This is a genomic window from Kitasatospora sp. NPDC001527, assembly GCF_040298605.1.
Lineage (GTDB): Bacteria > Actinomycetota > Actinomycetes > Streptomycetales > Streptomycetaceae > Kitasatospora.
In genome coordinates, this window is record NZ_JBEPAM010000055.1 from 13726 (window position 1) to 39361 (window position 25636).

Sequence of the window (25636 nt, forward strand, 5' to 3'; positions counted from 1 at the left end):
TCGAAAATGCGGTTCTTCGCGAGAGATATATGTGAAGATGATCACCGTTCATCGGCCGATCCTCGGCCATTGGGGTCGTGCGCTCTTGAGATTCCCGTGAATCGCGGGAGACTTGAGCGGCGAGCCGCCCCTTTGGATGCCACGAATGGAGTACTGTTCGTAAAGCCTGAGGCCCGGGTCGACTTGTCGACTGCCCATCAACCGGCAGTTCGACGAAGAGCTGTGGCGCAGGCACGCACGGCGACGCCCGTCCCGGATCGTCGCGTCACTGCGCGTGCGAGGACGGCCGGGACACCCAGGCGCGACGCCGACGGACGGCGTGGCAAAAAGGCAACCGTGCCACAGCGGCGTGGCCGGGCGTAAGCCCGACACGCCGGGGAACTCAGCAAGGTTGTGGCCAGTCGCGAGCGGGCAGGCCACACTCAGTACGGGAGCAGCGACGCAGGTGACGTCGGCAGGCACCACCCGGGAGGTAACCGTGCCCGAACTGCGGGTTGTGGCCGTCAGCAACGACGGCACACGGCTGGTGCTCAAGGCTGCCGACAGCACGGAGTACACCCTTCCCATCGATGAGCGGCTGCGCGCCGCCATCCGTGGTGACCGTCCGCGCCTCGGCCAGATCGAGATCGAGGTCGAGAGCCACCTCCGCCCCCGGGACATCCAGGCGCGGATACGAGCCGGTGCCTCCGCCGAGGAGGTCGCGCAGGCGGCCGGCATCTCCGTCGACCGGGTCCGCCGCTTCGAGGGTCCGGTGCTGGCCGAGCGCGCCTTCATGGCCGAGCGGGCCCGCAAGACCGCGATCCGCCGGCACGGCGAGGCCCCCGGCCCGCAGCTGGGCGAGGCGGTGGCCGAGCGGCTGGCGCTGCGCGGCGCGGAGAAGGAGACCGAGCGCTGGGACTCCTGGCGGCGCGACGACGGCACCTGGGAGGTCATCCTCTCCTACCGGGCCGACGGCGAGGGCCGCAGCGCCTGCTGGACGTACGACCCGCCCCGGCGGCTGGTCCAGCCGAACGACGACGAGGCCCGCGCGCTGATCGGCGAGACGGTCGAGCGCGAGGAGGAGTCGGTCTTCCCGTTCATCCCGCGGATCGCCCGGCTCCCCCAGGACCGGCCGCCGCGTCCGATGATCGACCGGCCCTCGGCGGACCGGATCATGTCGGCGCGCGAGGTCCGGGAGTCCCGCGAGGCGACGGCCGAGTCCCGCGACTCGCTCACCAGCCTGCTGGACGTGGTGCCCGCCTTCCGCGGCGACCTCGCGGTCGGCGCGCCGCCGCCCATCGAGCCGGTGCCCGCCGAAGTGGCCGAGGAGGCCGAGGAGCCGGCGGCCGCCGCCCCGGCGGTCGGCGCGGGCTCGGCGTACGCGGACATCCTGATGCCGCGCGCGGTCGCACCGCACCGGGAGCGGCTGGTCGGCACCACCGACCGGCAGGCCGAGGCGGACGGTGTCCGGCCCGGGCGCCGGGCCACCGTGCCGAGCTGGGACGAGATCGTCTTCGGCAGCCGCCGCAAGAAGCAGGAGTAGCGGCAGGACCGCTGAACCGGAGGGGCGGACGGCTTCGGCCGTCCGCCCCTCCGGTGTGCGGGCTCAGCCCGGCTGGTCGGTGACGGCCACCGGGCGGGTCTCGTCGCCGGACCACTCGCTCCAGGAGCCCGGGTAGAGGGTGGCCGGCAGGCCGGCGACCGCGAGGGCCAGGATCTGGTGCGCGGCCGTCACCCCGGAGCCGCAGTAGACGGCGGTCTCCCGGTCGCCCGCGCCCAGCGCCCGGAAGCGCGCGGCGAGTTCGGCGGCGGGCCGGAAGCGCCCGTCCGGGCCGACGTTCTCGGTGGTCGGCGCGGAGAGCGCGCCCGGGATGTGGCCGGCCCGCGGGTCGATCGGCTCGGTCTCGCCCCGGTAGCGCTCCCCCGCCCGGGCGTCCAGCAGCAGGGCCTCGCGGGCCCAGGCCGCGGCGCCGTCCGCGTCGGTCACCGGCAGTTGCCCGGGCACCGGCTTGAAGTCGCCGTCCCCGGCCGGCGGCACCTCGGTGGTGACCGGCAGGCCCGCCTCCTGCCAGGCCGCGTAACCGCCGTCCAGCACGCGGACGTCGGGGTGGCCGGCCCAGCGCAGCAGCCACCAGGCGCGGGCGGCGGCCATCGCGGTGGCGCCGTCGTAGACCACCACCGGGCGGTCGGCCGAGACGCCCAGGCGGCGCAGCGCGGCGCCGAACTCCTCCGGGTCGGGCAGCGGGTGGCGGCCGCCTCGTCCGGGCGGGCCGGCGGGGGCCGCGAGGTCGGTGTCGAGGGCGACGAAGCGGGCGCCGGGCAGGTGGCCGGCGGTGTAGTCCTCGATGCCGGGCGGGCCGCCGAGCTGCCAGCGCACATCGAGCAGGACCGGCGGGCGTCCGGAGGCGAGCGCCTCCCGCAGGTCGGTCACCGACACCAGCGGGGAATCATCGTGAAGCGTGGTCATGGCGGTCATTCTGGCGCAGAGCGATCACCTCGGTGCTCTTTGTGCGGTCTTTGCCGGACTTTCCGCGCGGCCCGAGGGTTCGACGCGCCCCACGGTGGAAGCATCACCCTCACTGCGCCGTTTCGTGCGCCGTCCGCCCCCCGAGGAGACCTGTCATGTCCGCGCTGACACTCCGGCTGGCCCAGGGCACCCCGTGCTGGGTCAGCCTGATGACCGACGACCTGCCCGGTGCCCGGGCGTTCTACGGCGAACTGCTCGGCTGGACGTTCACCCAGGGGCCGACGCAGCTGGGCGCGTACGTGCGGGCCCGGCTCGGGGAGGAGCCGGTGGCCGGGCTGGGGTTGTCCTCGGTGACCGGTTTCCCGGTGCAGTGGACCACCTACTTCGCGGTGGACAGCGCGGACCGCTCGGCCCAGCTGGTGCGCGAGTGCGGCGGAACGGTCGCGGTCGGGCCGCTGCAGGCGGAGCGGGCCGGGCGGCTGGCGATCGCGGCGGACGTCTCGGGGGCGGTCTTCGGCCTCTGGCAGGGCGAGGAGCACCCCGGCCGGGAGGCCGGGTCCGAGCCGGGCGGGCCGGCCTGGGCCGAGCTGCTCACCCCGGACGCGGACGGCGCGGCGGTCTTCTACCGCGCGGTGCTCGGGGTGCCGGTGGCGCAGGACGAGGACGGGGCGGCCCTGCTGGTCGGCGGCCGGCCGGTGGCCGGGATCCGGCGCGACGCCGAGCTGCGCGGCCACCCGCCGCGCTGGCGCACCCACTTCGCCGTCACAGACGCCCAACTGACGGCCCGCCGGGCGGTGGAGCTGGGCGGCCGGGTGCTGGTGGAGCCGCACCCGACGCCGCGCGGCCTCGCGGTCCGGCTGGCGGACCCGCGCGGCGGGCACTTCTCCGTGCTGGAGGCGGTCTGAGGCCGAGCCTCAGGCCTGCTGCTCCTCGAAGGGGAGGACGTCCGGGGAGAGCACGGCGGCGCGGGCGGTGGCGGCGGTGAGCCGGCGGCGGTGGTGGCGGCGGCAGAGCACCTCGTAGCCGACCTCGTCCTCGCGCACCGAGATGTCGCCGATCACCACCTGCGCGCCCTCGACCACCATCACCCCGCCGACGGTGCGGGCATTGTGGGTGGCCCGGGCGCCGCACCAGCAGAGCGCCTCCACCTGGAGCACCTCGACCCGGTCGGCGAGCTCGATCAGCCGCTGCGAGCCGGGGAACAGCCGGGTGCGGAAGTCGGTGGTGATGCCGAAGGTGTAGACGTCGATGTCGAGTTCGTCGACGACCCGGGCGAGCTGGTCGATCTGGCCGGGGGTGAAGAACTGGGCCTCGTCGCAGATCAGGTAGTCGACCCGGCCGCCGGCCGAGAGCCGGTGCACCACGTGGGCGTGGAAGTCGAAGTCGTCGGACACCTCCACCGCGTCGGCTCGCAGGCCGAGGCGGCTGGAGATGGTGGCCGCGCCGGCCCGGTCGTTGCGGGTGAGGATGATCCCCTGCCGGCCGCGGGCGGCGTGGTTGTGGTCCATCTGGAGCGCGAGCGTCGACTTCCCGCAGTCCATCGTGCCGGAGAAGAACACCAGTTCAGCCATGGGTGGTGCAAAAGCCTTTCACATCAGGGGGTTCAGCGGCGGAATTCGAGCAGCGGCACGTACTGCTCGACCGGGGTCATCGAACCGTGCAGGCCGATCATCGCGGACTCGCCCGGCTCGTTGCGGGAGGCGGTGACGGCGATGTCGTCGCGCGCGGCGGCGACCACGTCGCCGATCCGGTGGTAGACCCGCTCGTCCACGGCGGGGCCGAACCAGCCGGCCCCGATCGCCTGGTCGCGGGTGGCCACCCACATCCGGTCGCCGAGCACCTCGCTCCACACCGCGTGCACGTCGGCCGCGGCGCCGGGGACGGCGTAGACGTGCCGGGCCCGGCCCTCGCCACCGAGCAGGGCGACGCCGGCGCCGAGCTCCCAGTCCTCGTCGAAGTCGATCCGGTCCTCCGGGGCGATGTCGATCATGCCGTGGTCGGCGGTCACGTACATCACCGAGCGCGGGGGCAGCTGCTCGGCGAGCCGGCGGGCCAGCCGGTCGACCGCGTCCAGGGTCATCCGCCACTCGTCGGAGTCCACGCCGAAGCGGTGGCCCGCGCCGTCCAGCTCGCTGACGTAGGTGTACACCAGGGCGCGGTCGTGCTCGGCCAGCCAGGCGGCGGCCCGGTCCATCCGCTCCTCGCCGGTGGTGCGGCCGAGGAAGGTGCCGCCGGAGAGCGCCACCCGGGTGAGCGGGGTCTGGGCGAACAGCGGGGAGGAGACCTGGGCGGTGGCCACCCCGGCGGCGTCCACCCGCTCGAAGACGGTCGGGTACGGCTGCCAGGTGCCCGGGTCGGTGTGCGGCTGCCAGCGGAGCTGGTTCATCAGGTGGCCGGCGCCGGGCACCGCCACCGTGTAGCCGGCCAGGCCGTGCAGCCCGGGCGGGGTGCCGGTGCCGACCGAGGCCAGCGAGGTGGCGGTGGTGGACGGGAAGCCGGCGGTCAGCGGGCGGCCGGTGCCGCCGAGCGAGCCGGGCGTCAGCGAGGAGAGGAACGGCGCGTACTCGGGGTGGCGCAGCAGCAGTTCCCAGCCGAGGCCGTCGACCAGGAAGACCACCGCGCGGTCGGCGGGCGCCAGCGGCAGCGCGGCCTCGAAGCCGGGTACGCCGAGGCCGGCCGCCACCGAGGGCAGCAGGTCGCAGAGCGAGCCGGTGCCGTACGGGGGCGCGGGCGCGGCGGCGGGGTCGAGGAGCTCGAAGGCGTCGTGGCCGTCGGGGGCGAAGGGCATGGTGGCGGGGGTGGCTTCCTGGCTGTCCGGTACGGTCCGGGCCACCGGGGGTGGCGTCCGGACGACGCGGGTGGGCGCGTGACGGCGGTACGTGGCGATGGCGCGGGACGGCGGGTGCGGACCGGCGAGTGGGGCGGCGGGTGCGGGACGGCGGTGCGGATCAGACCCGGGGGCGGTCGGTGACGGTCGCCTCGGACAGGGCGCGGGCGAAGACCAGGGCCTGGGCGACCGTCTCGGGGCCGTCGCCGGCCTCGCTGACCCGCAGGGACAGGTCGTCGGCGGTGGCTGAGCCGGTGTAGCCGTGGTCCGCCTCGCAGTTGGGGTCGGAGCAGCCGGCCGGTTCGAGGTCCAGGCGCTGCACGGCGCCCCAGCCGATGGTCAGTACGACCTCGCGGGGCAGGGTGCCCGGGGTGTAGGTCTCCGGGTTGGCGACCATCCGGCTGACCACGACGGAGTTGATCCGGTCGAGGCGGACGCTCTCGGTGGAGGTGGTGGCCAGCGGGACGGCGGGGCTGCTGGCGTCGCCGGTCTGCTCGTCGGTGTGGCTCACCACGAAGCGGGTCGGGGTCAGCACCAGCACGGTGACGTGCCGGCGGACCTCGTTGGCGTCGAAGGTGGTCTCCTGGTGCACCAGGTAGGAGCTGATCGGCTCGGGACCCACCGCGGACTCCACCGCCTCGGACACCAGGGCCGGGTAGTAGCCGCTGCGCTCGATCGCGGAACGCAGGTCCTGCGTGGTGGTGGTACCGGTCTTCGCCATAACTCCATCCTGGCATGGTCCGCCGACGAAGCGGGCGGCGCGGCGCCGAGCTTCGGACAACGGCGCCCGCGGTCCGGACGCAACCAAGGAAGGTTACAGCGTGCTCATGGCGCGCGGACCCAGATCGCTGCGGACCGGCAGGGGTGCGATGCGCACGCGCGCCCCCAGGATCGCCAGTCCGTGCGGGGCCACGACCACCGGTTCGAGATCCACCGAGGCGACCTCCGGGAGGTCGTCGACCAGCCGGGACACCCGCAGCAGCAGCTCCTCCAGGGCGTCGGTGTCGACGGCCTCGGCGCCGCGCCAGCCGAACAGCAGGGGCGCCGCGCGGACCTCGCGGACCAGCGAGGCGACGTCCTGGTCGGTGGCCGGAACCAGCCGGTGGGCGACGTCGCCGAGCAGTTCGGCGGGGGCGCCGGCCAGGCCGAAGGAGAGGATCGCGCCGACCGCCGGGTCCACGGTGGCGCCGATCACGGTGTCCACCCCGCGCGGGGCGAGCCGCTGGACCACCAGTTCGGCCTGGGCTGCGCCGCCGAGCAGGGCGTCCAGCTCGTGGTGGGCGCGGCGCAGGCCGGGCTCGCCGGTCAGGTCGAGCCGGACGCTGCCGAGGTCGGGGCGGTGGCGCAGGTGGGGGGCGGTGGCCTTGAGCGCGACGGGGTAGCCGAGGGTGGCGGCGGCGCGGACGGCGCTCTCCTCGTCGGGGGCGGGCAGGGTCGGCGAGACGTCGACGCCGTAGCGGGCGAGCAGGGCGGCGGCGTCGGCGTCGGGCAGGGTGATCCGGGCGCCGCCGGGCTGGGTGCGGGCGGCGATGGCCGTGCGGGTGGAGAGCGCCTCCTCGACCAGGGCGCGGGCGCCGGCCTCGTCGATCCGGTCGAGTTCGGGGACCCGGGCGGTCTCCTCGGCCTCGGCCATCCGGCGCCGCCAGTCGGCGTAGTGGACGGCGTGGGCGAGGGCGCGCACGGCCCGCTCGGGCGCCGGGTAGGAGGGGATGCCGCCCTCGCGCAGCCGGCCGGGCAGGTCGGTGAGCGCCAGGTGGGCGAGGACCAGCGGCTTTCCGGCGGCGCGGGCGCGCTCGCCGGCGTCGAGCAGGGCGGCGGCGATCTCCGGGTCGTCGGAACCGAGTTCGGGGTCGTCCGGGGCGGTGAGCCGCCCGCCCACGCCCGGGCCCCACATCTGGGTGCCGATCGGCGGGATGGCGACGGCGATCACCGCGTCCACCCCGGGGTCGCTCAGCGCGGTGTCCAGGGCGATCCGGAAGTTCTCACCGGTGGCGGCGGTGGTGAGGTCGACGGGGGTGCGCGGGCGCAGACCGGCGGAGAGGCAGGCGTCGTGGGTGAGCAGGCCGAGCGAGTCGGAGTTGCCGATCACGGCCACCCGGTCGCCGGGCGGCAGCGGCTGGAGGGCGAGCAGTTCGCCGGTGTCGTACAGGTCGGTGATGGTCTCCACCCGGGTGACGCCGGCCTGCTGGAAGAGGGCGTCGACGGTGGCGTCCTTGAGGCCGGTGGCGGTGGCGGGGACGGCGTGGCCGGGCGGCAGGCTGCCGGTGTGGCGGGCGCCCTTGACCACGACGACCGGCTTGGCCTGGGCGAGCCGGCGGGCGATCCGGGTGAACTTGCGGGGGTTGCCGAAGGACTCCAGGTAGAGCAGGACGACGTCGGTGGCCGGGTCCTCGGCCCAGTACTGGAGGAAGTCGTTGCCGGAGACGTCGGCGCGGTTGCCGACCGAGGCGAAGGAGGAGATGCCGAGGCCGCGCCGGTGGGCGGCCTCCAGCAGGGCGACGCCGATCGCGCCGGACTGGCAGAAGACGCCGAAGCCGCCGCGGGCGGGCAGGACGGGGGCGAGCGAGGCGTTGAGCGGGCGCTCGGGGTCGGTGGAGAGCAGGCCGAAGGCGTTCGGGCCGATCACCCGCATGCCGGCGGCGCGGGCCTGGCGGACCAGGGCGCGCTGGCGGTCGCGGCCCTCGGGGCCGGTCTCGGCGTAGCCGGCGGTGACCACGACCAGGCCCTGGACGCCGTGCGCGCCGCAGGCGGCGACCGCCTCGGGGACGGCGGAGGCGGGGACGGCGATCACCGCGAGGTCGACCGGGCCGGGGATGTCCAGCACCGAGCGGTGCACCGGGACGCCGTCCAGCTCGGTGCCGGGCTCCGCGTTGCGGTTGACCGCGTAGACCGGGCGCTCGTCGCCGGCGAAGCCGGTGAGCAGGTCGCGCAGCAGGGCGCGGCCGACGGTCTGCGGGTGGCGGGAGGCACCGATCACCGCGACCGAGCGCGGGGTGAGCAGCCGCTGGACGGAGCGGGCCTCGGCGCGGTGCTCGCGGGCCCGCATGACGGCGAGCGAGGCGGCGGTGGGTTCGAGGTCGAACTCCAGGTGGACGACGCCGTCGGCGAAACTGCGGCGCTGGACGTAACCGGCGTCGGTGAAGACCTTCACCATCGCGCGGTTCTCCGGCAGCACCTCGGCCTGGAAGCGGCGGATGCCGCGCTCCTGGGCGACGGCGGCGATGTGCTCCAGCAGCGCGGAGGCGACGCCGCGGCCCTGGTGGGCGTCCTGGACCAGGAAGGCGACCTCGGCGTCGGTGCCGGTCTCGGAGGGGCGGCCGTCGGGGTCGATCCGGTCGTAGCGGACGGTGGCGACGAAGCGGTCGCGGATGACGACGGCGAGACCGACCCGGTTGACGAAGTCGTGGTGGGTGAAGCGGTGGACGTCCTTGTCGGAGAGCCGCGGGTAGGGCGCGAAGAACCGGAAGTACTTGGACCGGTCGGAGACCTGTTCGTAGAACTCGACCAGGCGGCCGGCGTCGGCGGGGGTGATCGGCCTGATCCGGGCCGTGCCGCCGTCGCGCAGCAGGATGTCGGCCTCCCAGTGCTGGGGGTACTCCGGCTCGGGTCGCGCTACCGCAGAGTCGTCCACGAGCGTCAGGTTATCCGGCGGTGGGCCGAATGGCGCCGGGCGTGTGTTCACGGCAGGGTGGACAGGGCCGCTGAACGGGGATTATTGCGTCGTTTATGCCTCCGAAAGAAACAATCACAAGTCCCGAACGCGGTGGTTCGCAGGCGCCGCCTGCGTGCAACACTGGTCTAGACAACACGTCCGTTTCCCCCCATCACGGCCGTGACCAGCATTACCGGAAAGGCACGTCTCATGGCTGAGCGCCGCGTCACCATCGGTTGGGCCGAGGGCCTGCACGCCCGTCCCGCCTCCGTCTTCGTCAAGGCCGTCGCGGCCACCGGCGTGCCGATCACCATCGCCAAGCCCGGCGGCAACCCGGTCAACGCCGGCTCCATGCTCGGCCTGCTCGCGCTCGGCGCCCAGGGCGGCGACGAGGTCGTGCTGGCCTCCGACGCCGAGGGTGCCGACCAGGCCCTGGACCGCCTGGCCAAGCTGGTCTCCGAGGGCCTGGACGAGCTGCCCGCCGCGGCCTGAGACCGCCACCGCACACGTCCGGAGCCCGGGCCCCGTTGGTCGGGGGGCCCGGGCTCCGGTGTGCGCGCGGCGGGTCAGCCGGCCGCGATGGCCCGCAGGATGTCCAGCCGGGCCGCCCGGCGGGCCGGCCGCAGCCCGGCCACCGCGCCCGCGACGATGCCGGCCAGCAGCACCACGGTGAGCTGCACCGGCGGGACGGCGAAGCTGCCGGTGCCCTCGGTGTCGGCCGCCCGCACCAGCGCCCAGCCCAGGAACGCCCCCAGGCCCAGGCCGCCGACCGTGCCGAACAGCGCCACCAGCACCGACTCCCAGCGCACCATCGCCCGCAGCTGGCCGCGGGTCTGGCCGACCGCGCGCAGCAGGCCCAGCTCCCTGGTCCGCTCGTGCACCGCCAGGGTCAGCGTGTTGGCGATCCCCAGCAGCGCGATCAGCACCGCGAGCGCCAGCAGCGCGTAGACCACCGAGAGCATGATGTCGACCACCGAGGCGGCGCTCTTCGCGTACTCCGAGCGGGTCTGCACCTTCGGGTCGCCGAACGGTGCCGCCGCCGCCGTCACCGCCGCCTTGCCGGCCGACAGCGAGACCCCGTCCTTCAGCGCGACCGCCACCAGCGAGTCGGCGTCCTGGCCCTTGTGCGGGGCCCAGGCCTGCCGGGTGATCAGGTAGTCACCGGCCAGCTCGCCGCCCTGGTAGAGCGCCTTCACCGTGAACGGCGACTCGACGCCGTCGCTGAAGCGCACCGGGACCGTCGTGCCCACCTGCCAGCCCTGCTTCCCGGCCTCGGTGCGGGACACCGCCAGACCGTCGGTGCCCAGCTCCAGCGAGCCGTCCACCCGGCCGAGGTCGACGATGCCGGCCAGCCGGGCCGGGTCGGTGACGTCCAGGGTCCGGCCGTGGCCGTCCACCCGGGCCACGCCCCGGCCCAGGCCCACGCTCTGCCGCACCTCCGGCAGGGCGCCGACCGCGTCCGCCAGTTTCGGGCTCAGCCCGCCGCCGCGGAAGCCCCCGGTGGAGACCGCGAGGTCCCCGGCGAAGGTCTTGCTCACCGTGTCGTCCATGGTCGCCTTGATCGACGCGCCGAAGACGGTGAACAGCGAGACCACCGTGACCCCGACCATGAGCGCGCTGGCCGTCGCGGCCGTCCGCTTCGGGTTGCGCGCCGCGTTGCGCTCCGCCAGCACGCCCGGCATGCCGCGCAGCCTCGGCAGCGGGGCGCCCAGCAGCCGCACCACGAAGGTCGCGAACACCGGGCCGAGCACCACCACACCGAGCAGCGTCGTCACCGCGCCGCCCGCGGTCAGCGCCACCGAGGGGCCGTTGGTCGCGCCGACCACCGTGCCGGCCACTCCGGCCGCCACCAGCAGCGCGCCGGCGATCCAGCGGATCCGGCCGGCCCGGCCGTCCGCCGCACCGTCCACCGCCACCGCCCGCATCGCGGCCAGCGGCGCCGTGCGGCCCGCCCGCACGGCCGGCGCGACCGCCGAGCCGACCGCCGTGACCGTCCCCACCAGCAGCGGCAGGGCCACCGAGACCGCGCCGACCACCAGGCCGCCGGTCGGCAGGTTGAAACCGATCACCTTGAACAGCGACTTCAGCCCCGCCGCCACCCCGATCCCGCCGAGCAGTCCGGCCACCGAGGCGGCCACGCCGACCACCACCGCCTCCGCCAGGGTCGCCGCCAGCACCTGGCCGCGGGCCGCGCCCAGCGCCCGCAGCAGCGCGTTCTCCCGGGTGCGCTGGGCCACCACGATGGCGAAGGTGTTGTGGATGGTGAAGGTCGCCACCAGCAGGGCGATGCCCGCGAACACCAGCAGCAGGGTGGTGAACATGGTCAGGAAGCGGCTGGACACCTGCTTGGTGGCCTCCTCGCTGACCTTCGTCCCGGTCACCGCCTCCAGCCCGGCGGGCAGCTTCGCCGACAGCGCCGTCACCAGCTCCTGCTGGGAGACCCCGCTCTCGGCCCGGAACTGGATCGAGGTGGCCTGGCCCTGCCCCTTCGGGGTCAGGTAGCGCTCGGCGTCCTCCAGGGTCAGCCCGGTCCAGGTGTTCTGGCCCATGCCGTCGGCCTGGGCGCCGAAGGTCGCGATGCCGACGATCGTCACCGTCACCGGGTCGGGGGCGCGCAGGACGGTCGTGTCGCCGAGCTTCAGCTCGCCGGCCTTGGCCGCGCCCCTGTTGATCACCGCCTCGCCCGGCCGCTGCGGTGCCCGGCCCTCGGCCAGCCGGTACGGGTTGAGCCCGCTGTCGGCCTGCCAGTAGCCGGCCAGGGTGGGCGGACCCTGGCCGCCCACCGCCTTGCCGTTCTTGCCGATCAGCTGGCCGGAGCCCTGGATCGCCGGCTCGGCCGCCGCCACCCCCGGCACCTGGCGCAGCTGGTCGGCCAGCGCCAGGTCCACCGGGGCCCGGACGCCGCCGAAGGTGTTCTCGGTGTCCATCACGTCCGCGCTGCGCACCACGGCGTCGGTGCCGCGGTTGGCGTCGGCGAACAGGGTGTCGAAACTGCCGCGCAGGGTGTCGCCGAGCACCAGCGTGCCGGACAGGAAGGCCACCCCGAGCAGGATCGCGGTGAACGTCCCGGCCAGCCGCCGCTTGTGCGCGGCCAGCGAACGCAGGCTGATCCGCAGGGTGGCGGTGGCGCTGCTGCTCATGACCGGACGCCTCCCCGTCCGGCCGCGGGGGCGTGGTCGAAGGCCTTCATCCGGTCCAGCACGTCGGCCGGGGTGGGCCGCTCCATGCGGTCGACCAGGCGTCCGTCGGCGAGGAAGAGCACCTCGTCCGCGTAGCCGGCGGCGGTCGGGTCGTGGGTGACCATGACCACCGTCTGGTTCATCTCGTCCACCGCGCGGCGCATCAGCTCCAGCACCTCGGCGCCGGTGCGGGAGTCCAGGTTGCCGGTCGGCTCGTCGGCGAAGACCACCTCGGGGCGGCCGGCCAGCGCCCGGGCCAGCGCGACCCGCTGCTGCTGGCCGCCGGAGAGCTCGCTCGGCCGGTGGTCGAGCCGCTCGCGCAGCCCGACCGCGTCGATCAGGGTCTCCACCCACTGCCGGTCCACCTCCCCGCCGGCCAGGTCGACCGGCAGGGTGATGTTCTCCCGGGCGGTGAGCACCGGCACCAGGTTGAAGGACTGGAAGACGAAGCCGATCCGCTCCCGGCGCAGCAGGGTCAGCCGGCGGTCGCTGAGGTTCTCCAGCTCGGTGTCGCCGATCATCGCGGTGCCGGCGGTCAGCCGGTCCAGCCCGGCCGCGCAGTGCAGCAGGGTGGACTTGCCCGAGCCGGACGGGCCCATGATCGCGGTGAGCCGGCCGGCCGGGAAGCCGACGGTCACGTGGTCCAGGGCGCGCACCTCGGTGCGGCCCACGCCGTAGACCTTGACCGCCTCGGTGACGCGGGCGGCCATCCGGTCGGTGTCGACCAGTTCGAGGACCGGGAAGGACGTCACTTGGCACCGCCCTGGCCCGGCTTGGTGTCGTCCGGGCCCTGCAGGTGCTCGAGCAGGGTGTCCCGGCGGGTGCGGTACTCCTCCTCGCTGATCTCGCCCTCGGCGTACCGGCGGGCCAGGTTCGCCAGCGGGCCCTCGGGGCCACCCGGCCAGCCACCGCGCCAGCCCGGGCCGCCGCCGTTCCACGGGCCGCCCCACTGGCCGGCCCACGGCGGGCCCCACGGGCCGCGGCGGCCCCACGGCCCGCGGCGGCGCAGCACGGTGAACACGGTGATCAGGACGAGCAGCCAGAACAGCGGGAAGAGCAGGAACCACGGGCCCGGGCCGCCCCCGTTCCACGGGCCCCAGCCGTCCCGGCAGATCGTGTCGGCGAGCAGTGCGGTGCTCTGCATGTCGGTCAACTCCTCGGTGAGCCCCGCGGGTTCGGACGGGGGCCTCGCGTCGGCCCCGGACCGTTCCCGAGGCCACCACGAGCGTCCCGCCGAGGAGGGGTCCGGCGCGTCCTCCGGGGAGCGGCACCGGGGGTACGACGGGGGGAGTACGGGCCGGGGGCGGCGCTGCTCCGCGCCGGCCGGCGGGTGGCCCCCGGCTACAACCAGCCCGGCCGGACCAGGCCGGACTCGTAGGCGAGGACGACCAGTTGGGCGCGGTCGCGGACGCCGAGCTTCACCATGGCGCGGCTGACGTGCGTCTTCGCGGTGAGCGGGCTGACCACCAGACGGCGGGCGATGTCGTCGTTGCTCAGGCCCATGCCGACCAGGGCGAGCACCTCGCGCTCCCGGTCGGTGAGCGAGGCCAGCAGCCGCCCGCTCGCGGCGGGCTCCCGGGAGCGGCTGGCGAACTCGTCGATCAGCCGGCGGGTCACGCCCGGGGAGAGCAGCGAGTCGCCGACGGCGGCCACCCTCACGGCCCGCAGCAGGTCGGAGGGTTCGGTGTCCTTGGCCAGGAAGCCGGCCGCGCCCAGCCGCAGCGCCTCGAAGATGTACTCGTCCAGCTCGAAGGTGGTCAGCACGACCACCCGGACCGCGGCCAGCTCGGGCCGGGAGCAGATCCGCCGGGTGGCCTCCAGCCCGTCGGTGCCGGGCATCCGGATGTCCATCAGCACGACGTCCGGCCGCAGTTCCTCGACCAGCCGGACGGCCGCCTCGCCGTCGTCCGCCTCGCCGACCACCTCGATGTCGGGCTGGGCGTCGAGCAGGGCCCGGAAGCCCGCCCGGACCAGGACCTGGTCGTCCGCCAGCAGTACTCGGGTCATCCCGACCGCCCCTTCTCGCTCGCCGTGCCCGACCCCGCCGGGTCGGGCAGCCAGGCCCGCACCCGGAAGCCGCCGCCGTGCGGTCCGGCGGTCAGCTCGCCGGCGAAGGCCGCGGCCCGCTCGCGCATGCCGATCAGGCCGTTGCCGGAGCCGCCGCCGTCGCCGCCGGCGGCCGGGCCCGGGTCGTCCACCCGGAGCAGCAGCCCGTCCGGGGAGGACCAGTCCATCAGAACCGTGGCGGTGCGCGCGGCCGAATGGCGGATGATGTTGGTGAGCGCCTCCTGGACGATCCGGAAGGCGGCCAGCTCCACCTGGGCGGACAGCGGCCGGGCCGGGCCGGCCGTCTCGACCGTGACGGTGAGCCCGGCGTGGCCGGCCTGGGTGACCAGTTCGGGCAGCCGGGCGAGGCCGGGGGCGGGGGTGCGCGGGGCCTGGCCGTCCGGGCCGCGCAGGGTGCCGAGCACCTGGCGCACCTCCCCCAGCGCCTCCTTGCTGGTCGCCTTGATGACGGTCAGCGCGGCGCGGACCTGGTCGGGGTGCTCGTCGATGAGCTCCAGGGCTACCCCGGCCTGGAGGTGGATCACCGAGATCGAGTGGGCCAGGATGTCGTGCAGTTCGCGGGCCATCCGCAGCCGCTCCTCGGCCGCCCGGTTCTCCTCGGCCTGCCGCCGGGCCAGCCGACGGGCGGCCAGCTGTTCGCCGCGGCTGCGCATGATCTCGGCGCCGGCCAAGACCAGCAGCAGCCAGGCCGCCGCCCCGGCCTCCTGCCACCAGCTGGGGCCGGGTCCGGGCGCGCGCTGCCAGGCGTGCGGCAGCAGGTGGGAGCTGGCCAGGTGGACCAGGTAGCCGACGCCCAGCGAGGTCCAGGCCCACCGGCGGCAGCCGCGGGCGAGCGCGCCGTAGACGGCCACGCCGAGGCTGAAGAACACCGGGCCGTACGGGTAGCCCGCCAGCAGGTAGCCGGTGGTCACGGCGGAGACGGCGGCCACCACCGGTCCGGGGTAGCGGTCGCGCAGCAGCAGCAGGGCCGGGCCGAACAGCAGCAGCGCGTACCCGGCGGCGTCCAGCGCGGCCCGGTCCGGCTGCTGGTGGGAGGCGGCGGTGGAGCCGATCACCTGGACCAGGGCGACCAGGAGCGCGGAGAACCGCGTCCAGGCCGGCCTGGTCCAGGGCGGTCCGCCGTAGGGGTAGGTCTCGTGGTCGGTGCTCATGGACAGCGGAGGGTCACCGCCCCGGCGCCGCGGCGGCGGCGCGGCCGGTGCGCGCGGCACGGGCCTCGGCGGCCAGGCGCCGGCCGCGCTTGGTCATCCCCCAGGGCTTGACCACGGACAGCACGGTGGCGGTCAGGTAGATGGCGAGCGCCACCGAGGGCGCGATGACCAGGACGTGCGGGGCGCGGCCGTCCGGCGGGACGGTGCCGGCGGCGACCTGGCCGGCCGCGTCGTGGATGAAGGCGCGCAGCGCGAAGATCGAGGCCAGGGTCGCGGCCAGGGTCAGCCAGAACTTGGTGGCGACCCAGCGGTACCGCAGCAGGCCCCAGGTGGTGCCGAGGGACAGCAGCAGGCCGGAGAGCAGCGAGAGCAGGCTGACCGGGATCAGCAGCCAGTCGGCGAAGATCTGCTGCGCCAGGTAGGCGGCGCGCACGGTGTCGGGGTCGTCGGAGAAGCGGCCGGCGATCCCGAGGGCGAGCACGCCCGCGGTCAGGCCGAGCCAGCCGACCGAGAAGGCGACGTGCACGACCAGCCAGACCCGGCGGGCGTGCTTGGGCAGCCGCAGGCGGCCGGCCCGGCCGGCCGGGGGTCCGTCGGGCACCGTCGTGGCCGCGGACGGCTCCCCCGCGTCGGCCCCGGTCGGGGGCGCGGGGGTGTCGGCGGCGGGCGGACCGGAAGGTGTGGGCATCGGCTGTGCTCCGGAGGGCGAGGGGCGACGCGGGCCACGGGCCGGCGGCCACCGGGGTGGATGGTGTGCGGCCGCCGGCCCACGGCTTGGGTGATCCGCGGGATCACTCCTTACTCTGCCCGGTCCGCGGGGGCCGGGCATCGCACCCAGGGAGTAGCCGGCCGTACCCCTCGTTGAGTACGGGCGGTGGGTGGGCGCTGCCACGGGCCGGCGGGCCGGCGGGGCGGGCGGTCGCTGGACGGGCGGTCAGTACGCGATCTCGACGACCGCGCGGCGGGCGGCCGGGTCGCCGAGCGCGCCGAGCAGGTAGTGCGCGAGATCGGCGCGGGATATCGACCACGCCCCGGACAGCCGCCGCCCGGCGGCCGTGCGGTAGCGGCCGCGGGCCCGCCCGCCGGTGAGCCGGGCGGCCCGGACCAGCGTCCAGTCCAACTCGGTGTCGGCCAGCAGCAGCCGTTCCATCCGCGCCATGTCGGCGTACGGCCGGCGGAGCATCGGGTGCAGCACCCAGGAGGTGAGCGCCCGCTGCAGCGGGGCGGCGCTCCAGGGCGCCGGGCTCATGCTGGTGGTGGAGACGCAGAGCACCCGGGCCACCCCGGCCGCGTGCATGGCCTTGAGGATGTGGCCGGTGCCGGCCGAGTAGACGGTGGTGGCGGCCCGGCTGTAGCCGATGCCGAGCGCGGAGACCACCGCGTCCGCGCCCCCGACGGCCCGGGCCACCGCGGCCGGGTCGAGGACGTCGCCCTGCCGGATGGTGGTCGGCCGGGCGTCGGCCAGGGCCAGCGGATCGCGGGCGAAGGCGACGGTGGAGTGCCCGGCCGCGGCGGCCAGCTCCAGGAAGTGGCGGCCGGTGCCGCCGGTCGCGCCGAAGACGACGATGTTCACGGTGCGTTTCCCCCTCGGTCAGCGGCGGCGGTGGCCCTCCGGCGCGCGGCCGGCCCGCGCCGCGGACGTGCCGCGGGCGGGCCGGCCTCCGCCGGGGGTCATCAGTTGGCCACCTCGACGCGCCGGCCGTAGGTGGCCGGGTCATCCAGATGGGTGACGATGTAGTCGGCGACGTTCGCCCGGGCGACGCGCGACGCCTTGGGGATGTGACCGCCCACCACCGCCTGGTAGTTGGGCGTGGCCGGGCCGTCGGTGAGCATCGGCACCCGGACGATCGTCCAGTCCAGCGGGCTGGCCTCGACCTCGTCCTCCATCCGGCCCAGGTCGAGGTGGATGTTCCGGTAGACCCGGTCCACCACGAACTCGGCGACGAAGCGCTGCATGGCCGGCAGGTGCGCGGTCTCCAGGCCCGCCGAGGACATCGTGAGCAGCCGGCGCACCCCGCCCGCCCGGGCGGCCGTGATGACGTTGCGCACGCCGTCGGAGAACACCGTCGTCGTGGTGCGGCTGGTCACGCCCAGCGCCACCACCACGGCGTCCTTCCCCTGCAGCGGTCCGGTCAGCGAGTCGACGTCGAACACGTCGCCGCGCACCTTGGTCAGCCGCTCGTGCTCGACCGGCAGCTTGGCCGGGTCGCGCAGCAGGGCGGTGACGCCGTGCTTGTTCTCCAGGGCCTTCTCGACCAGCAGCCGACCGGTCCGGCCGGCCGCTCCCACCACGACGATCTCCATGACTTTCCTCCTTGCCAGGGCCGGCGGCAACTGAACGCCGCCGGCCGTGAGTTGACCTTCGCTTACGCCGACGGGTCCTACCGTAGGGAAAAGGCGAGCAGCGCGCCGCCCGAAGTGCTCGGGTACTGCGGGTAGTACGCCGCCTGGACGTAGAGCATGCCGTCGGCGACCACCGCGCCACCGCCGCCGGACAGCGCCGTGCCGTGCGCCGGCACGCCGTTGACGGTGGTGAAGTCGCGGACCACGTCGTACTGCCAGAGCACGGCGCCGGTGCTCGCCGAGAAGACCCGCATCTTGCCGTCCGCGCCGCCCTCGTAGACCAGGCCGCGGCTGGCGCTCACGGCCGGGGTGAAGGCGCGCTGGCAGAGCTCGGGGTTGGCGGCCGCGCCGCCCCACTGGCAGCCGTCGGCCGGGCTCTCGGTCTGCCAGAGGATCGCGCCGGTCGCCGGGTCGAGCGCGTACAGGGTGCCGGGGTTGGCGAACCAGGTGGCGACGTAGAGCCGGGTCCCGTCGTAGCTGGTGCCCCACTGGATGCCCGAGCTGCCCCCCTTGGTGTTGGGGTCGGCGACCACCGCGCGGTCCCACACCTTGGCGCCGGTCAGCGCGTCGTAGACGTGGTAGACGCCGTTCTTCTGGCCGATGCCGACCACCCGGCGGTTGCCGATGCTGAAGACGTTGGCGCTGGAGCCGAAGTCCCAGTCGTGGTCGGTGCCGTTGGCCTTGCTGGGGCAGTAGGCGTCGGCGCCGGCGATGCCGCAGGCGACGGTGAAGGTGTCCGGGAAGACCTCCTGCGCGCGCCAGCGGACGGCGCCGGTGGCGGCGTCGAGGGCGAGCACCGAGTCGGTGTCGCCGCCCGCGCCCGAGTAGTTCTGGCCGGTGCCGACGTAGATGGTGCCGCTCTCCCGGTCGATCACCGGCGAGCTCCAGACGGCGACGCCGGAGGGCTCGTAGCGGTTGGCGCCGTTCGGCCAGGTGCCGACCGGCTGCGGCTGGGGGCTGGTCCAGTGCCGCCAGGTGAGCTGCCCGGTGTACGCGTCGACGGCGACGACCGAGCCGCGGAAGGTGCAGCAGGGGTAGGTCAGGTCGAAGGTGGCGCCGGACTCCTTGCTGGATATGCCGACGTAGACCTGGCCGTTGTACACCAGCGGCGAGCTGGTGATCTGGGCCTGCGGGTGGTTGTCGAGCTTCAGCGACCAGCGCAGCGCGCCGGTCCAGCGGTCCAGCGCGTACAGGTAGCCGCGGTTGTCGCCGAAGTAGACCGTGTTGCCCGAGACGGCCGGGCTGCTGCGCACCGGGTCGGGGTTGGTGGTGGAGTGGGCGCCGGCCACCGGCGCGACGTCGAAGGTCCAGCGGGCCGCGCCGGTCCGGGCGTCCAGGGCGTGGAAGGTGCCCTCGACGCCGCCGACGTACAGGGTGCCGTCCGCCACCGCGGGCTGGCTGCCGAGGTAGACGCCCGGGACCTTGGCGTGGCCGAAGGCCCACTTCAGGTCGAGGTTGCCGACGGTGGACGGGGTGATCCGGTACTCCTGGTCGTTGAAGCGGCTGCCGGCCGGGTCGTGCTGCCAGCTGGTCCAGGCTCCGGAGCGCGGACGGGACTCGGCGTCCTCGGCGCCGGCGCCGTTGGTGGCGGCGAGCAGCACGAGGGCGGTCAGCAGAGCCACCAGGCCGGTGCCGAAACCGGCTGCCCGGGGCCGTCTGGGCTGGGACACGTGGATCAACTCCTCGATGAGGTCGAGTGGTTCACGTACGGTCCGGGGCGCCGGCCAGACCGGCGGCGGCCTCCGCGTGGGAGAGCACGGCAGCGCAGTCCAGCTCGCCGAGGCCGGCCTCGGCGGCGGCGACGAGCGTGTCGTGGGTGGCGTCGCAGACGGGGGTGGCGACGCCCAGGCGGCCGGCCTCGGCGGTGGCCAGCCGGAGGTCCTTGCGCATCAGGTCGAGGCGGAACTGCGGGTCGCCGTACGCCCGGCGGCGCATCACGCCGGCCTTGTAGCGCATCACCGGCGAGCTGAAGCCGCTCTCGCTGATCATCGACAGGGCGAGCTCGCGGTCGATGCCGGCCCGCTGGGCCAGCGTCACGGACTCGGCGAGCACCTGCATCTCGACGCCCATCAGCACGTTGAGCATGACCTTGGCGGTGGCGCCCAGACCGCTCGGGCCGAGGTGGCGGATCTCCTTGGCGAGCGGCTCCAGCACGGGGCCCAGCCGCTCGAAGGCCTCGGCGGATCCGCCGACCATGAAGCGCAGTTCGCCGTCCTTGGCGTGCTGGCCGTTGCCGATGATGCAGGCGTCGACGGAGCTGCGGCCGCGCCCGGCGACCCGTTCGGCGACCGAGCGGGCGAAGTCCGGGGAGACGGTGCTGGTGTCCATCACGATGCCGTGCGCGGGCAGGGTCTCCAGCACCCCGCCGGCGCCGAAGAGCTGCTCCTCGACGGCCGCCTCGGAGGCGAGGCTGAGCAGTACCACGTCCACCCGCGCGGCCAGGTCGGCCGGGGTGGCGGCGACCTCCGCGCCGCGGGCGGCGAACGGGGCGGTGCGCTCGGGGGTGCGGTTGTGGACCACGATCCGGTGGCCCTGGTCGAGCAGCCGGGCGGCCATCCCGCCGCCCATCACGCCGAGACCGATGACACCGATCCTGGTCGCCGGGGGTATGCCGGGGGCGGCGGCGGGCGGGAGGTCCCGAGAGAGTGCACGCCGCGGGCTGGGTATGTCGGCCATGGAGTCGACCCGCTTCCTGGTGGGCTGGTCGCGCCGGGTTTCCCGGCGCTCGGACTGCGGCGGGGAAGGCCGTGCCAGACACCCCGCCCCACCGCGGCCGGGGTGCCGACTGCCTGTCCAGCCTAGCGGGTGAACACTCACTCCGCGATGGCTTCCGGCGTCCGTTTCGAGCCGTATCCCACGCCGGCCCCACGATTGATGTCCCGTCAGTTCCGTTTCCGGACAAGCCTCCTCCCCCACCGCCGGGGGTAACGGTGGGGGAGGAGGAGTCGAGGGGACGGACACCGGTCCGGCCACGCGGACGGTCCCGCGGCGACCGTCAGCCGGCCGCCGTCTCCGGTCGGCCGCCGGCCGGACCGCCGGGACCGGGCTGGGCGCCGGGGGCACCCTGGCCGGCCTGGCCCGCCGGGGCGCCCTGACCCTGCCACTGGCCGCCACCGGGGCCGCCCTGGCCCTGCTGCTGTCCGCCCGGACCGCCGGGGCCGCCCTGACCGCCGGGGCCCCGGCCGCCGGGCGCGCCCATCGGCGCCCGCATCGGCCGCTCCTGGAGGAAGAGCACCACCACGGCGCCGATCAGCGCGATGACCATGCCGATCAGGTAGACCACGTGCAGCGACTCGGCCAGCGCGGCGGAGACGCCGTCGCGCACCGGCGGCGCCTGCGCCCGGACCTTGGCCGGCGCGGTCAGCAGGCCGTCCGTGCCGAGCCGCTGCAGGGCGTCGGCCGGCACCTTCTTGGGCAGCCACTCGCGCAGCTGCGAGTTGAGGATGGCGCCGAAGATGGTCACACCCATGGCGCCGCCGAGCGAGCGGAAGAAGTTGGCCGCCGCCGTCGCCACGCCCAGCTGCCGCATCTCGACGGAGTTCTGCACCGCCACGATGAGCACCTGGGTGACCAGACCGAAGCCGATACCGAAGACCGCCAGGAAGATGCCGGCGGAGACCTGCGAGGAGTCCGCCTTGAGGGTCGACATCAGGTAGAGGCCGACCGCCATGACCAGCAGGCCCACGATCGGGAAGATCTTGTACTTGCCGGTCTTCTCGACGACCTTGCCGGAGAGCGTCAGGCTGGCCACGGTGGCGAGCATCATCGGGACCAGCAGCAGGCCGGACTCGGTGGCGCTGTCCCCGTTGGCGACCTGGAGGAAGAGCGGGGTGTAGACGGTCGCCACGAACAGCGAGACCGAGGTGAGGAAGAGGCCGAGGGTGGCCACCAGGACCACCGGGTCCTTGAACAGCGCCAGCGGGACGACCGGCTCGCTGGCCCGGTTCTCCTGCCAGACGAACGCGGCGAGCAGCACCGCGGCGAGCAGCAGCAGGCCGATGATCTGCACCGAACCCCAGGAGTACTGGTCACCGGCCCAGACCGAGACCAGCAGCACGGAGACGATGGCACCGCTGAGCAGCGCCGAGCCGAGGTAGTCCAGCTGCTTCTTCTGCTTGTTGACCGGCAGCTTCAGCACCGAGGTGACGATCACCAGCGCGACCACGCCGATCGGCAGGTTGATGTAGAAGATCCACGGCCAGGACAGGTGGTCGACGAAGGCGCCGCCGATCAGCGGGCCGACCACGCCGGCGAGCACGAAGCAGGACTGCGCGTAGCCCTGCCACTTGCCGCGCTCGCGCGGCGGCACCAGCTCGGCGATGAGCGCCATCGCCAGCGCCATCAGACCACCCGCACCGAGCCCCTGGAGGGTGCGGAAGCCGATCAGCTGGCCGATGTTGCCGGAGAGGCCGGACAGCGCGGAGCCGAGCAGGAAGATCGCGATGGCCGACTGGAACATCAGCTTGCGGCCGTAGAGGTCGCCCAGCTTGCCCCAGAGCGGCGTGGCCGCGGTGGCGGCCAGCATGTAGGCGGTGACGACCCAGGCCAGGTGGGTCACGCCGCCGAGGTCACCGGCGATGGTCGGCAGGGCCGTCGCCACGATCGTCTGGTCCAGCGCCGCCAGGAACATGGCAAGCACCAGGGCGGCGAAGATCGTCAAGAAGGTTTTACGTGGCACTTCCGGGGCGGGTGCAGCGTACGGGGCGCTCATGGGGTACTCCTCGAGGAGGCGCTCGCCGACTCGGAGTCCTTGCTCCGAGCTTGAATTCGTATAGACTATACAATCAAAATTAGCCGTCAAGAGCCAACATCAAGGGCGGCCCCCGGCCGCCCGGAAGGGCAGCTAACGATGAGTCAACTGCAGGGAAAGATCGCGCTCGTGACCGGTTCTACCTCGGGCATGGGGGCGGCAACCGCGCTGGCGCTCGCCGCCGCGGGGGCCCACGTGGTGGTCTCCGGCCGCCGCGCCGAGCTGGGCAACGCCGTCGTGGAGCGGATCCGCGAGAAGGGCGGGCAGGCGGACTTCATCGCCGCCGACGTCACCGTCGAGGATGACGTCGCCCGCCTGGTGGGTACCACGGTCGAGCGACACGGCCGGCTGGACGTCGCCTTCAACAACGCGGGCGGCGGCGGGGCGTTCGGCCCGCTGGACCGGGTCCCGGCCGAGGCCTTCGCCCAGGTGATCGCCGTCAACCTGATCGGCACCTACCACTCGCTCAAGCACGAGATCGCCGCGATGCGGGCGAACGGCGGCGGCAGCATCATCAACAACGCCTCCACCGCCGGCGTCCAGGGCACCGCCTTCGGCCTGGGCGCGTACACCGCGGCCAAGCACGGCGTGGTCGGCCTGACCCGGGCCACCGCGCTGGAGGCCGGCCCGGCCGGGATCCGGGTCAACGCGCTGATCACCGGTCCGGTCGACACGGAGGACTTCCGCCAGCGGGTCGGCGGCCAGCCGGGCGCGCTGGAGCGGGCCGGGGCGGCCACCGCGCTGGGGCGGATCGCGACCGAGGAGGAGGTCGCCAACGCGGTCGTCTTCCTCGCCGGCGACGCGGCCAGCTTCATCACCGGTTCGCTGTTCGGGCTGGAGGGCGGCATGACGGCCGGCGTCACGGCCGGGACGATGGGGCGGCCGGGCGGCGGCGGCCCGGGCCAGGGCGGTCCCGGCGCGGGCGGCCCCGGCCGTCCGGGACCGGGCGGCCCGGGTGCTCCGGGCGCGGGCGGCCCGGGTGCGGGCCGACCCGGCGCGAACTGACCGGAACACGGTCCCCACCGGCGCGCACCATTGCCAGCGAACCACCCCCGGGATACTTTTTCGGCATGCTCGTAAAAACCACGCGAAACACCGAAGAGTTCGTCTCGGAAACCGGTGAGTGGATTGCCGGCAACCCCGTCGAGAATTCCATCCTGCTGACGATGATGGCGGGGGCGAAGTTCCGCCCGCCGACCGCCCCGCCGATCACCTGGAGCCGGGTCGAGGACCCGGACTCCGGCGCGGCGCCGGTGGTCGGCGTGGCGGCCTTCACCGCGCCGCACCTGGTCGTGCTGAGCGGGATGCCGGACGCCGCGGCGGCCGCCCTCGGCGCCGAACTGGGCGCCGGACCGGACCTCCTGCCCGGCGTGATCGGGCCGGACACGGCGGCCGCGGCGTTCGCCGCCGCCTGGTCCGAGGCCACCGGCCGGCCGGCCCGCCCGGACCGCCGCGAGCAGGTGCTCAGGCTGGACGGCGCACCGCTGCCGCTCGGCCGCCCGGCGCCGTCCGGGCGGACCAGGGCCGCCGCGGCCGACGAGTCCGAGCTGTTCACCGACTGGTGCCTGGAGGCCGCGCACGGCGCCGGGCTCAGCCGGGAGACCGCCGCACGCTCGGTCCAGGGGCAGATCGCCGGCGGTCTGCTGCGGGTCTGGGAGGAGGACGGCCGCCCGGTCGCCATCCTCGGCCGGACCGCCACCGTCGCGGGCGTCGTCCGGTACAACCCGATGTACGTCCGGGCCGAGAACCGCCGGGGCGGCTACGGCCGGGCGCTGCTCGCCGAAGTGCTGGCCGAGGTGCACGGCGGGGAGCGGCCGCCGGTCGGCCTGGCCGTCACCGCCGAGGGGAACAGCGCCATTCGGAATCTCTTCGAGTTGTTCGGGTTCCGGCCGTCCGGCGGCCTCGCGGAATTCCGCTTCGACTGACCGGAACCGCCCCCGGGGAATTTCTCCGGGGGCGGCCGGGGAAAAGCCAGGGGCCCGGATCCGCGAGGGATCCGGGCCCTTTTCCGTGCTTCTCCGGAATTCCGCCGGAGCGGTTCCGGAGGAATGCTCCGGAACCGGCCGTGCTCAGTCCAGCGGGTCGGGGTCCGGCACGGCCTCCAGCTGCGAGAAGGCCGTCCCGGTCGACACCACCCGGTTCAGCCGGTAGCCGCCGCGCCGGAACACCTCGGCGAACTGCTCCTCGGTGCGCACCTCTCCGCTCATGGTGACCAGCATGACCAGGTCGAAGTTCTTCACGAACCGCGGCACGCCCTCGCGGTGCACCAGCTCGGCCGCGACGAAGCGGGCGCCCGGCGAGGCCTCGCGGCACCGGCGCAGCAGCCGCACCAGCGCCTCGTCCGGCCAGGAGTGCCAGACCTGCTTGGTGACGTAGGTGCCGATGCCGGCCGGGACCCCGGCGAAGAAGTCGACCGGCTGGAACTCCAGCCGGCCCTGCTCGGCCAGCTTGGCGACGTCCGGCTGGGTCCGGGCCTGCTCGATCACGCTCGGCAGGTCGGCCAGCACACCGCGGCCGACGGCGTCGTACCGCTGCAGGATCGCGGCCAGGTAGGTGCCCTGCCCGCCGCCGAGGTCGCAGACCGCGCCGGCCTCGGCGAACTCGGGGTACGCGGAGACCAGGGCGTCGGAGAGCGCGTCGGTGAAGTCGGTCATGGCCTGGTTGAAGGTCGCGGCGGCGGCCGGGTTGCGCTGCAGCCAGGGCCAGAGCGCGGTGCCGTGCACCTTCTCGAAGCCGGGTTTGCCGGTTTCGAGGCTGTGGTCCAGCGCGCCCCAGGAGGACCAGAGCCACTCGGCGCCGACCATCCGGGCCATCGCGTCCATCGAGCCCGGCACGCCGGGGCGGAGCAGCTCGGACAGTTCGGTGTTGGCGAAGACGCCGGGCTCGGTCTCCTCGAAGACGCCGTCCTCGGCGAGCAGCCCGAGCACCTTGGCCAGCGGTCCGGCGGCCACCCCGGCGCGCCCGGCGAGTTCGGCGGCCGGAAGCGGGCCGTCGGCGAGCAGCTCGGCGATCCTGAACTCGGCGGCCAGGGCCAGGCAGCGCGGGGTGGACGGGAACATCAATTCGGAGAGGAACACCGCGCCGGCCGAGGCAGGGGCGGTCTGGGGAACGGCGGTCATGGGGTGAGGCCTCCCTGCGGGGACCGGGCCGGGGGCGGACGGCGCCCCGGCCCGGGGGTCAGCGGTCATGGGTGGGCGGGGCCGGACGGGCCCGCGCCGGGC

The 25636-nt window shown here is 74.7% G+C and carries 22 protein-coding genes; 5 read left to right on the plus strand and 17 right to left on the minus strand.

All coding sequences use genetic code 11. The features are described from left to right. Positions 1 to 445: 445 nt before the first annotated feature. Complete coding sequence (gene sepH / locus ABT238_RS33115) at positions 446 to 1522, plus strand: septation protein SepH (RefSeq protein WP_350564855.1); 1077 nt, start codon at positions 446 to 448, stop codon at positions 1520 to 1522. A 63-nt stretch (positions 1523 to 1585) separates the two neighbouring features. Here sepH and ABT238_RS33120 read toward each other — a convergent pair whose 3' ends face one another. Beyond that, complete coding sequence (locus ABT238_RS33120) at positions 1586 to 2446, minus strand: sulfurtransferase (RefSeq protein WP_350802626.1); 861 nt, start codon at positions 2444 to 2446, stop codon at positions 1586 to 1588. 155 nt (positions 2447 to 2601) lie between these two features. Between ABT238_RS33120 and ABT238_RS33125 the strand changes: the two genes are divergently transcribed. After that, complete coding sequence (locus ABT238_RS33125) at positions 2602 to 3351, plus strand: VOC family protein (RefSeq protein WP_350564852.1); 750 nt, start codon at positions 2602 to 2604, stop codon at positions 3349 to 3351. 9 nt (positions 3352 to 3360) lie between these two features. Here the strand turns inward: ABT238_RS33125 and ABT238_RS33130 are convergent, their stop codons facing one another. The 4 genes from ABT238_RS33130 to ABT238_RS33145 form a co-directional block, all read right to left on the minus strand. Beyond that, entirely contained in the window at positions 3361 to 4017 is a 657-nt protein-coding gene (locus ABT238_RS33130) for a thymidine kinase (RefSeq protein ID WP_350564850.1), read from the minus strand. A 32-nt stretch (positions 4018 to 4049) separates the two neighbouring features. Further along, positions 4050 to 5234, minus strand: a complete 1185-nt coding sequence (locus tag ABT238_RS33135) for an alkaline phosphatase family protein (protein WP_350802755.1) — start codon at positions 5232 to 5234, stop codon at positions 4050 to 4052. A gap of 160 nt (positions 5235 to 5394) precedes the next feature. Then, positions 5395 to 5994, minus strand: a complete 600-nt coding sequence (locus ABT238_RS33140) for a DUF5998 family protein (protein ID WP_350564848.1) — start codon at positions 5992 to 5994, stop codon at positions 5395 to 5397. Positions 5995 to 6087: 93 nt separating this feature from the next. After that, positions 6088 to 8904, minus strand: a complete 2817-nt coding sequence (locus tag ABT238_RS33145; RefSeq protein WP_350564846.1) for a bifunctional acetate--CoA ligase family protein/GNAT family N-acetyltransferase — start codon at positions 8902 to 8904, stop codon at positions 6088 to 6090. 231 nt (positions 8905 to 9135) lie between these two features. Between ABT238_RS33145 and ABT238_RS33150 the strand changes: the two genes are divergently transcribed. Next, positions 9136 to 9417 (plus strand): HPr family phosphocarrier protein, encoded by a 282-nt coding sequence (locus tag ABT238_RS33150; protein WP_350564844.1) that lies wholly within the window; start codon positions 9136 to 9138, stop codon positions 9415 to 9417. A gap of 74 nt (positions 9418 to 9491) precedes the next feature. Here ABT238_RS33150 and ABT238_RS33155 read toward each other — a convergent pair whose 3' ends face one another. The 11 genes from ABT238_RS33155 to ABT238_RS33205 form a co-directional block, all read right to left on the minus strand. Next, positions 9492 to 12065, minus strand: coding sequence for an ABC transporter permease (locus ABT238_RS33155; RefSeq protein ID WP_350564842.1), 2574 nt, complete (start codon positions 12063 to 12065; stop codon positions 9492 to 9494). Continuing rightward, positions 12062 to 12814 (minus strand): ABC transporter ATP-binding protein, encoded by a 753-nt coding sequence (locus tag ABT238_RS33160; RefSeq protein ID WP_350564869.1) that lies wholly within the window; start codon positions 12812 to 12814, stop codon positions 12062 to 12064. The genes ABT238_RS33155 and ABT238_RS33160 overlap by 4 nt, the downstream gene beginning before the upstream one ends. A 38-nt stretch (positions 12815 to 12852) precedes the next feature. Then, positions 12853 to 13248 (minus strand): SHOCT domain-containing protein, encoded by a 396-nt coding sequence (locus ABT238_RS33165; protein ID WP_350564841.1) that lies wholly within the window; start codon positions 13246 to 13248, stop codon positions 12853 to 12855. 197 nt (positions 13249 to 13445) lie between these two features. After that, positions 13446 to 14111, minus strand: coding sequence for a response regulator (locus tag ABT238_RS33170; protein WP_350564839.1), 666 nt, complete (start codon positions 14109 to 14111; stop codon positions 13446 to 13448). Next, positions 14108 to 15322 carry a sensor histidine kinase gene (locus ABT238_RS33175; protein WP_350564838.1) on the minus strand — a complete coding sequence of 405 codons (1215 nt, stop codon included), beginning with the start codon at positions 15320 to 15322 and terminating at the stop codon, positions 14108 to 14110. The genes ABT238_RS33170 and ABT238_RS33175 overlap by 4 nt, the downstream gene beginning before the upstream one ends. A 13-nt stretch (positions 15323 to 15335) precedes the next feature. Continuing rightward, complete coding sequence (locus ABT238_RS33180; RefSeq protein WP_350564837.1) at positions 15336 to 16010, minus strand: DUF2269 domain-containing protein; 675 nt, start codon at positions 16008 to 16010, stop codon at positions 15336 to 15338. Positions 16011 to 16256: 246 nt separating this feature from the next. Further along, positions 16257 to 16895 carry an NAD(P)-dependent oxidoreductase gene (locus ABT238_RS33185; RefSeq protein ID WP_350564835.1) on the minus strand — a complete coding sequence of 213 codons (639 nt, stop codon included), beginning with the start codon at positions 16893 to 16895 and terminating at the stop codon, positions 16257 to 16259. A 101-nt stretch (positions 16896 to 16996) separates the two neighbouring features. Next, entirely contained in the window at positions 16997 to 17626 is a 630-nt protein-coding gene (locus ABT238_RS33190; protein WP_350564834.1) for an NAD(P)-dependent oxidoreductase, read from the minus strand. 77 nt (positions 17627 to 17703) lie between these two features. Continuing rightward, positions 17704 to 19335, minus strand: coding sequence for an outer membrane protein assembly factor BamB family protein (locus tag ABT238_RS33195; RefSeq protein ID WP_350802676.1), 1632 nt, complete (start codon positions 19333 to 19335; stop codon positions 17704 to 17706). 31 nt (positions 19336 to 19366) lie between these two features. After that, entirely contained in the window at positions 19367 to 20341 is a 975-nt protein-coding gene (locus tag ABT238_RS33200; protein ID WP_350802680.1) for an NAD(P)-dependent oxidoreductase, read from the minus strand. A gap of 319 nt (positions 20342 to 20660) precedes the next feature. Next, the gene (locus ABT238_RS33205; RefSeq protein WP_350564829.1) at positions 20661 to 22325 is read right to left on the minus strand and encodes an MDR family MFS transporter; all 1665 of its coding nucleotides are present in this window, start codon (positions 22323 to 22325) and stop codon (positions 20661 to 20663) included. A gap of 189 nt (positions 22326 to 22514) precedes the next feature. Between ABT238_RS33205 and ABT238_RS33210 the strand changes: the two genes are divergently transcribed. Both ABT238_RS33210 and ABT238_RS33215 read left to right on the plus strand, forming a co-directional pair. After that, the gene (locus tag ABT238_RS33210) at positions 22515 to 23420 is read left to right on the plus strand and encodes an SDR family NAD(P)-dependent oxidoreductase (RefSeq protein WP_350802688.1); all 906 of its coding nucleotides are present in this window, start codon (positions 22515 to 22517) and stop codon (positions 23418 to 23420) included. A gap of 65 nt (positions 23421 to 23485) precedes the next feature. Further along, complete coding sequence (locus ABT238_RS33215; protein ID WP_350802693.1) at positions 23486 to 24340, plus strand: GNAT family N-acetyltransferase; 855 nt, start codon at positions 23486 to 23488, stop codon at positions 24338 to 24340. A gap of 144 nt (positions 24341 to 24484) precedes the next feature. Here ABT238_RS33215 and ABT238_RS33220 read toward each other — a convergent pair whose 3' ends face one another. Next, the gene (locus tag ABT238_RS33220) at positions 24485 to 25534 is read right to left on the minus strand and encodes a methyltransferase (protein WP_350564823.1); all 1050 of its coding nucleotides are present in this window, start codon (positions 25532 to 25534) and stop codon (positions 24485 to 24487) included. Positions 25535 to 25636: the final 102 nt, after the last annotated feature.

Bases quoted from the DNA above. Each gene is read 5' to 3' on its own strand.
- ABT238_RS33140 (WP_350564848.1), bottom strand. From the start codon at position 5,994: ATGGCGAAGACCGGTACCACCACCACGCAGGACCTGCGTTCCGCGATC.
- ABT238_RS33175 (WP_350564838.1), bottom strand. From the start codon at position 15,322: ATGAGCACCGACCACGAGACCTACCCCTACGGCGGACCGCCCTGGACC.
- ABT238_RS33170 (WP_350564839.1), bottom strand. From the start codon at position 14,111: ATGACCCGAGTACTGCTGGCGGACGACCAGGTCCTGGTCCGGGCGGGC.
- ABT238_RS33135 (WP_350802755.1), bottom strand. From the start codon at position 5,234: ATGCCCTTCGCCCCCGACGGCCACGACGCCTTCGAGCTCCTCGACCCC.
- ABT238_RS33155 (WP_350564842.1), bottom strand. From the start codon at position 12,065: ATGAGCAGCAGCGCCACCGCCACCCTGCGGATCAGCCTGCGTTCGCTG.
- ABT238_RS33215 (WP_350802693.1), top strand. From the start codon at position 23,486: ATGCTCGTAAAAACCACGCGAAACACCGAAGAGTTCGTCTCGGAAACC.
- ABT238_RS33160 (WP_350564869.1), bottom strand. From the start codon at position 12,814: ATGGCCGCCCGCGTCACCGAGGCGGTCAAGGTCTACGGCGTGGGCCGC.
- ABT238_RS33130 (WP_350564850.1), bottom strand. From the start codon at position 4,017: ATGGCTGAACTGGTGTTCTTCTCCGGCACGATGGACTGCGGGAAGTCG.
- ABT238_RS33210 (WP_350802688.1), top strand. From the start codon at position 22,515: ATGAGTCAACTGCAGGGAAAGATCGCGCTCGTGACCGGTTCTACCTCG.
- ABT238_RS33120 (WP_350802626.1), bottom strand. From the start codon at position 2,446: ATGACCACGCTTCACGATGATTCCCCGCTGGTGTCGGTGACCGACCTG.
- ABT238_RS33165 (WP_350564841.1), bottom strand. From the start codon at position 13,248: ATGCAGAGCACCGCACTGCTCGCCGACACGATCTGCCGGGACGGCTGG.
- ABT238_RS33220 (WP_350564823.1), bottom strand. From the start codon at position 25,534: ATGACCGCCGTTCCCCAGACCGCCCCTGCCTCGGCCGGCGCGGTGTTC.
- ABT238_RS33150 (WP_350564844.1), top strand. From the start codon at position 9,136: ATGGCTGAGCGCCGCGTCACCATCGGTTGGGCCGAGGGCCTGCACGCC.
- ABT238_RS33180 (WP_350564837.1), bottom strand. From the start codon at position 16,010: ATGCCCACACCTTCCGGTCCGCCCGCCGCCGACACCCCCGCGCCCCCG.
- ABT238_RS33190 (WP_350564834.1), bottom strand. From the start codon at position 17,626: ATGGAGATCGTCGTGGTGGGAGCGGCCGGCCGGACCGGTCGGCTGCTG.
- ABT238_RS33200 (WP_350802680.1), bottom strand. From the start codon at position 20,341: ATGGCCGACATACCCAGCCCGCGGCGTGCACTCTCTCGGGACCTCCCG.
- ABT238_RS33125 (WP_350564852.1), top strand. From the start codon at position 2,602: ATGTCCGCGCTGACACTCCGGCTGGCCCAGGGCACCCCGTGCTGGGTC.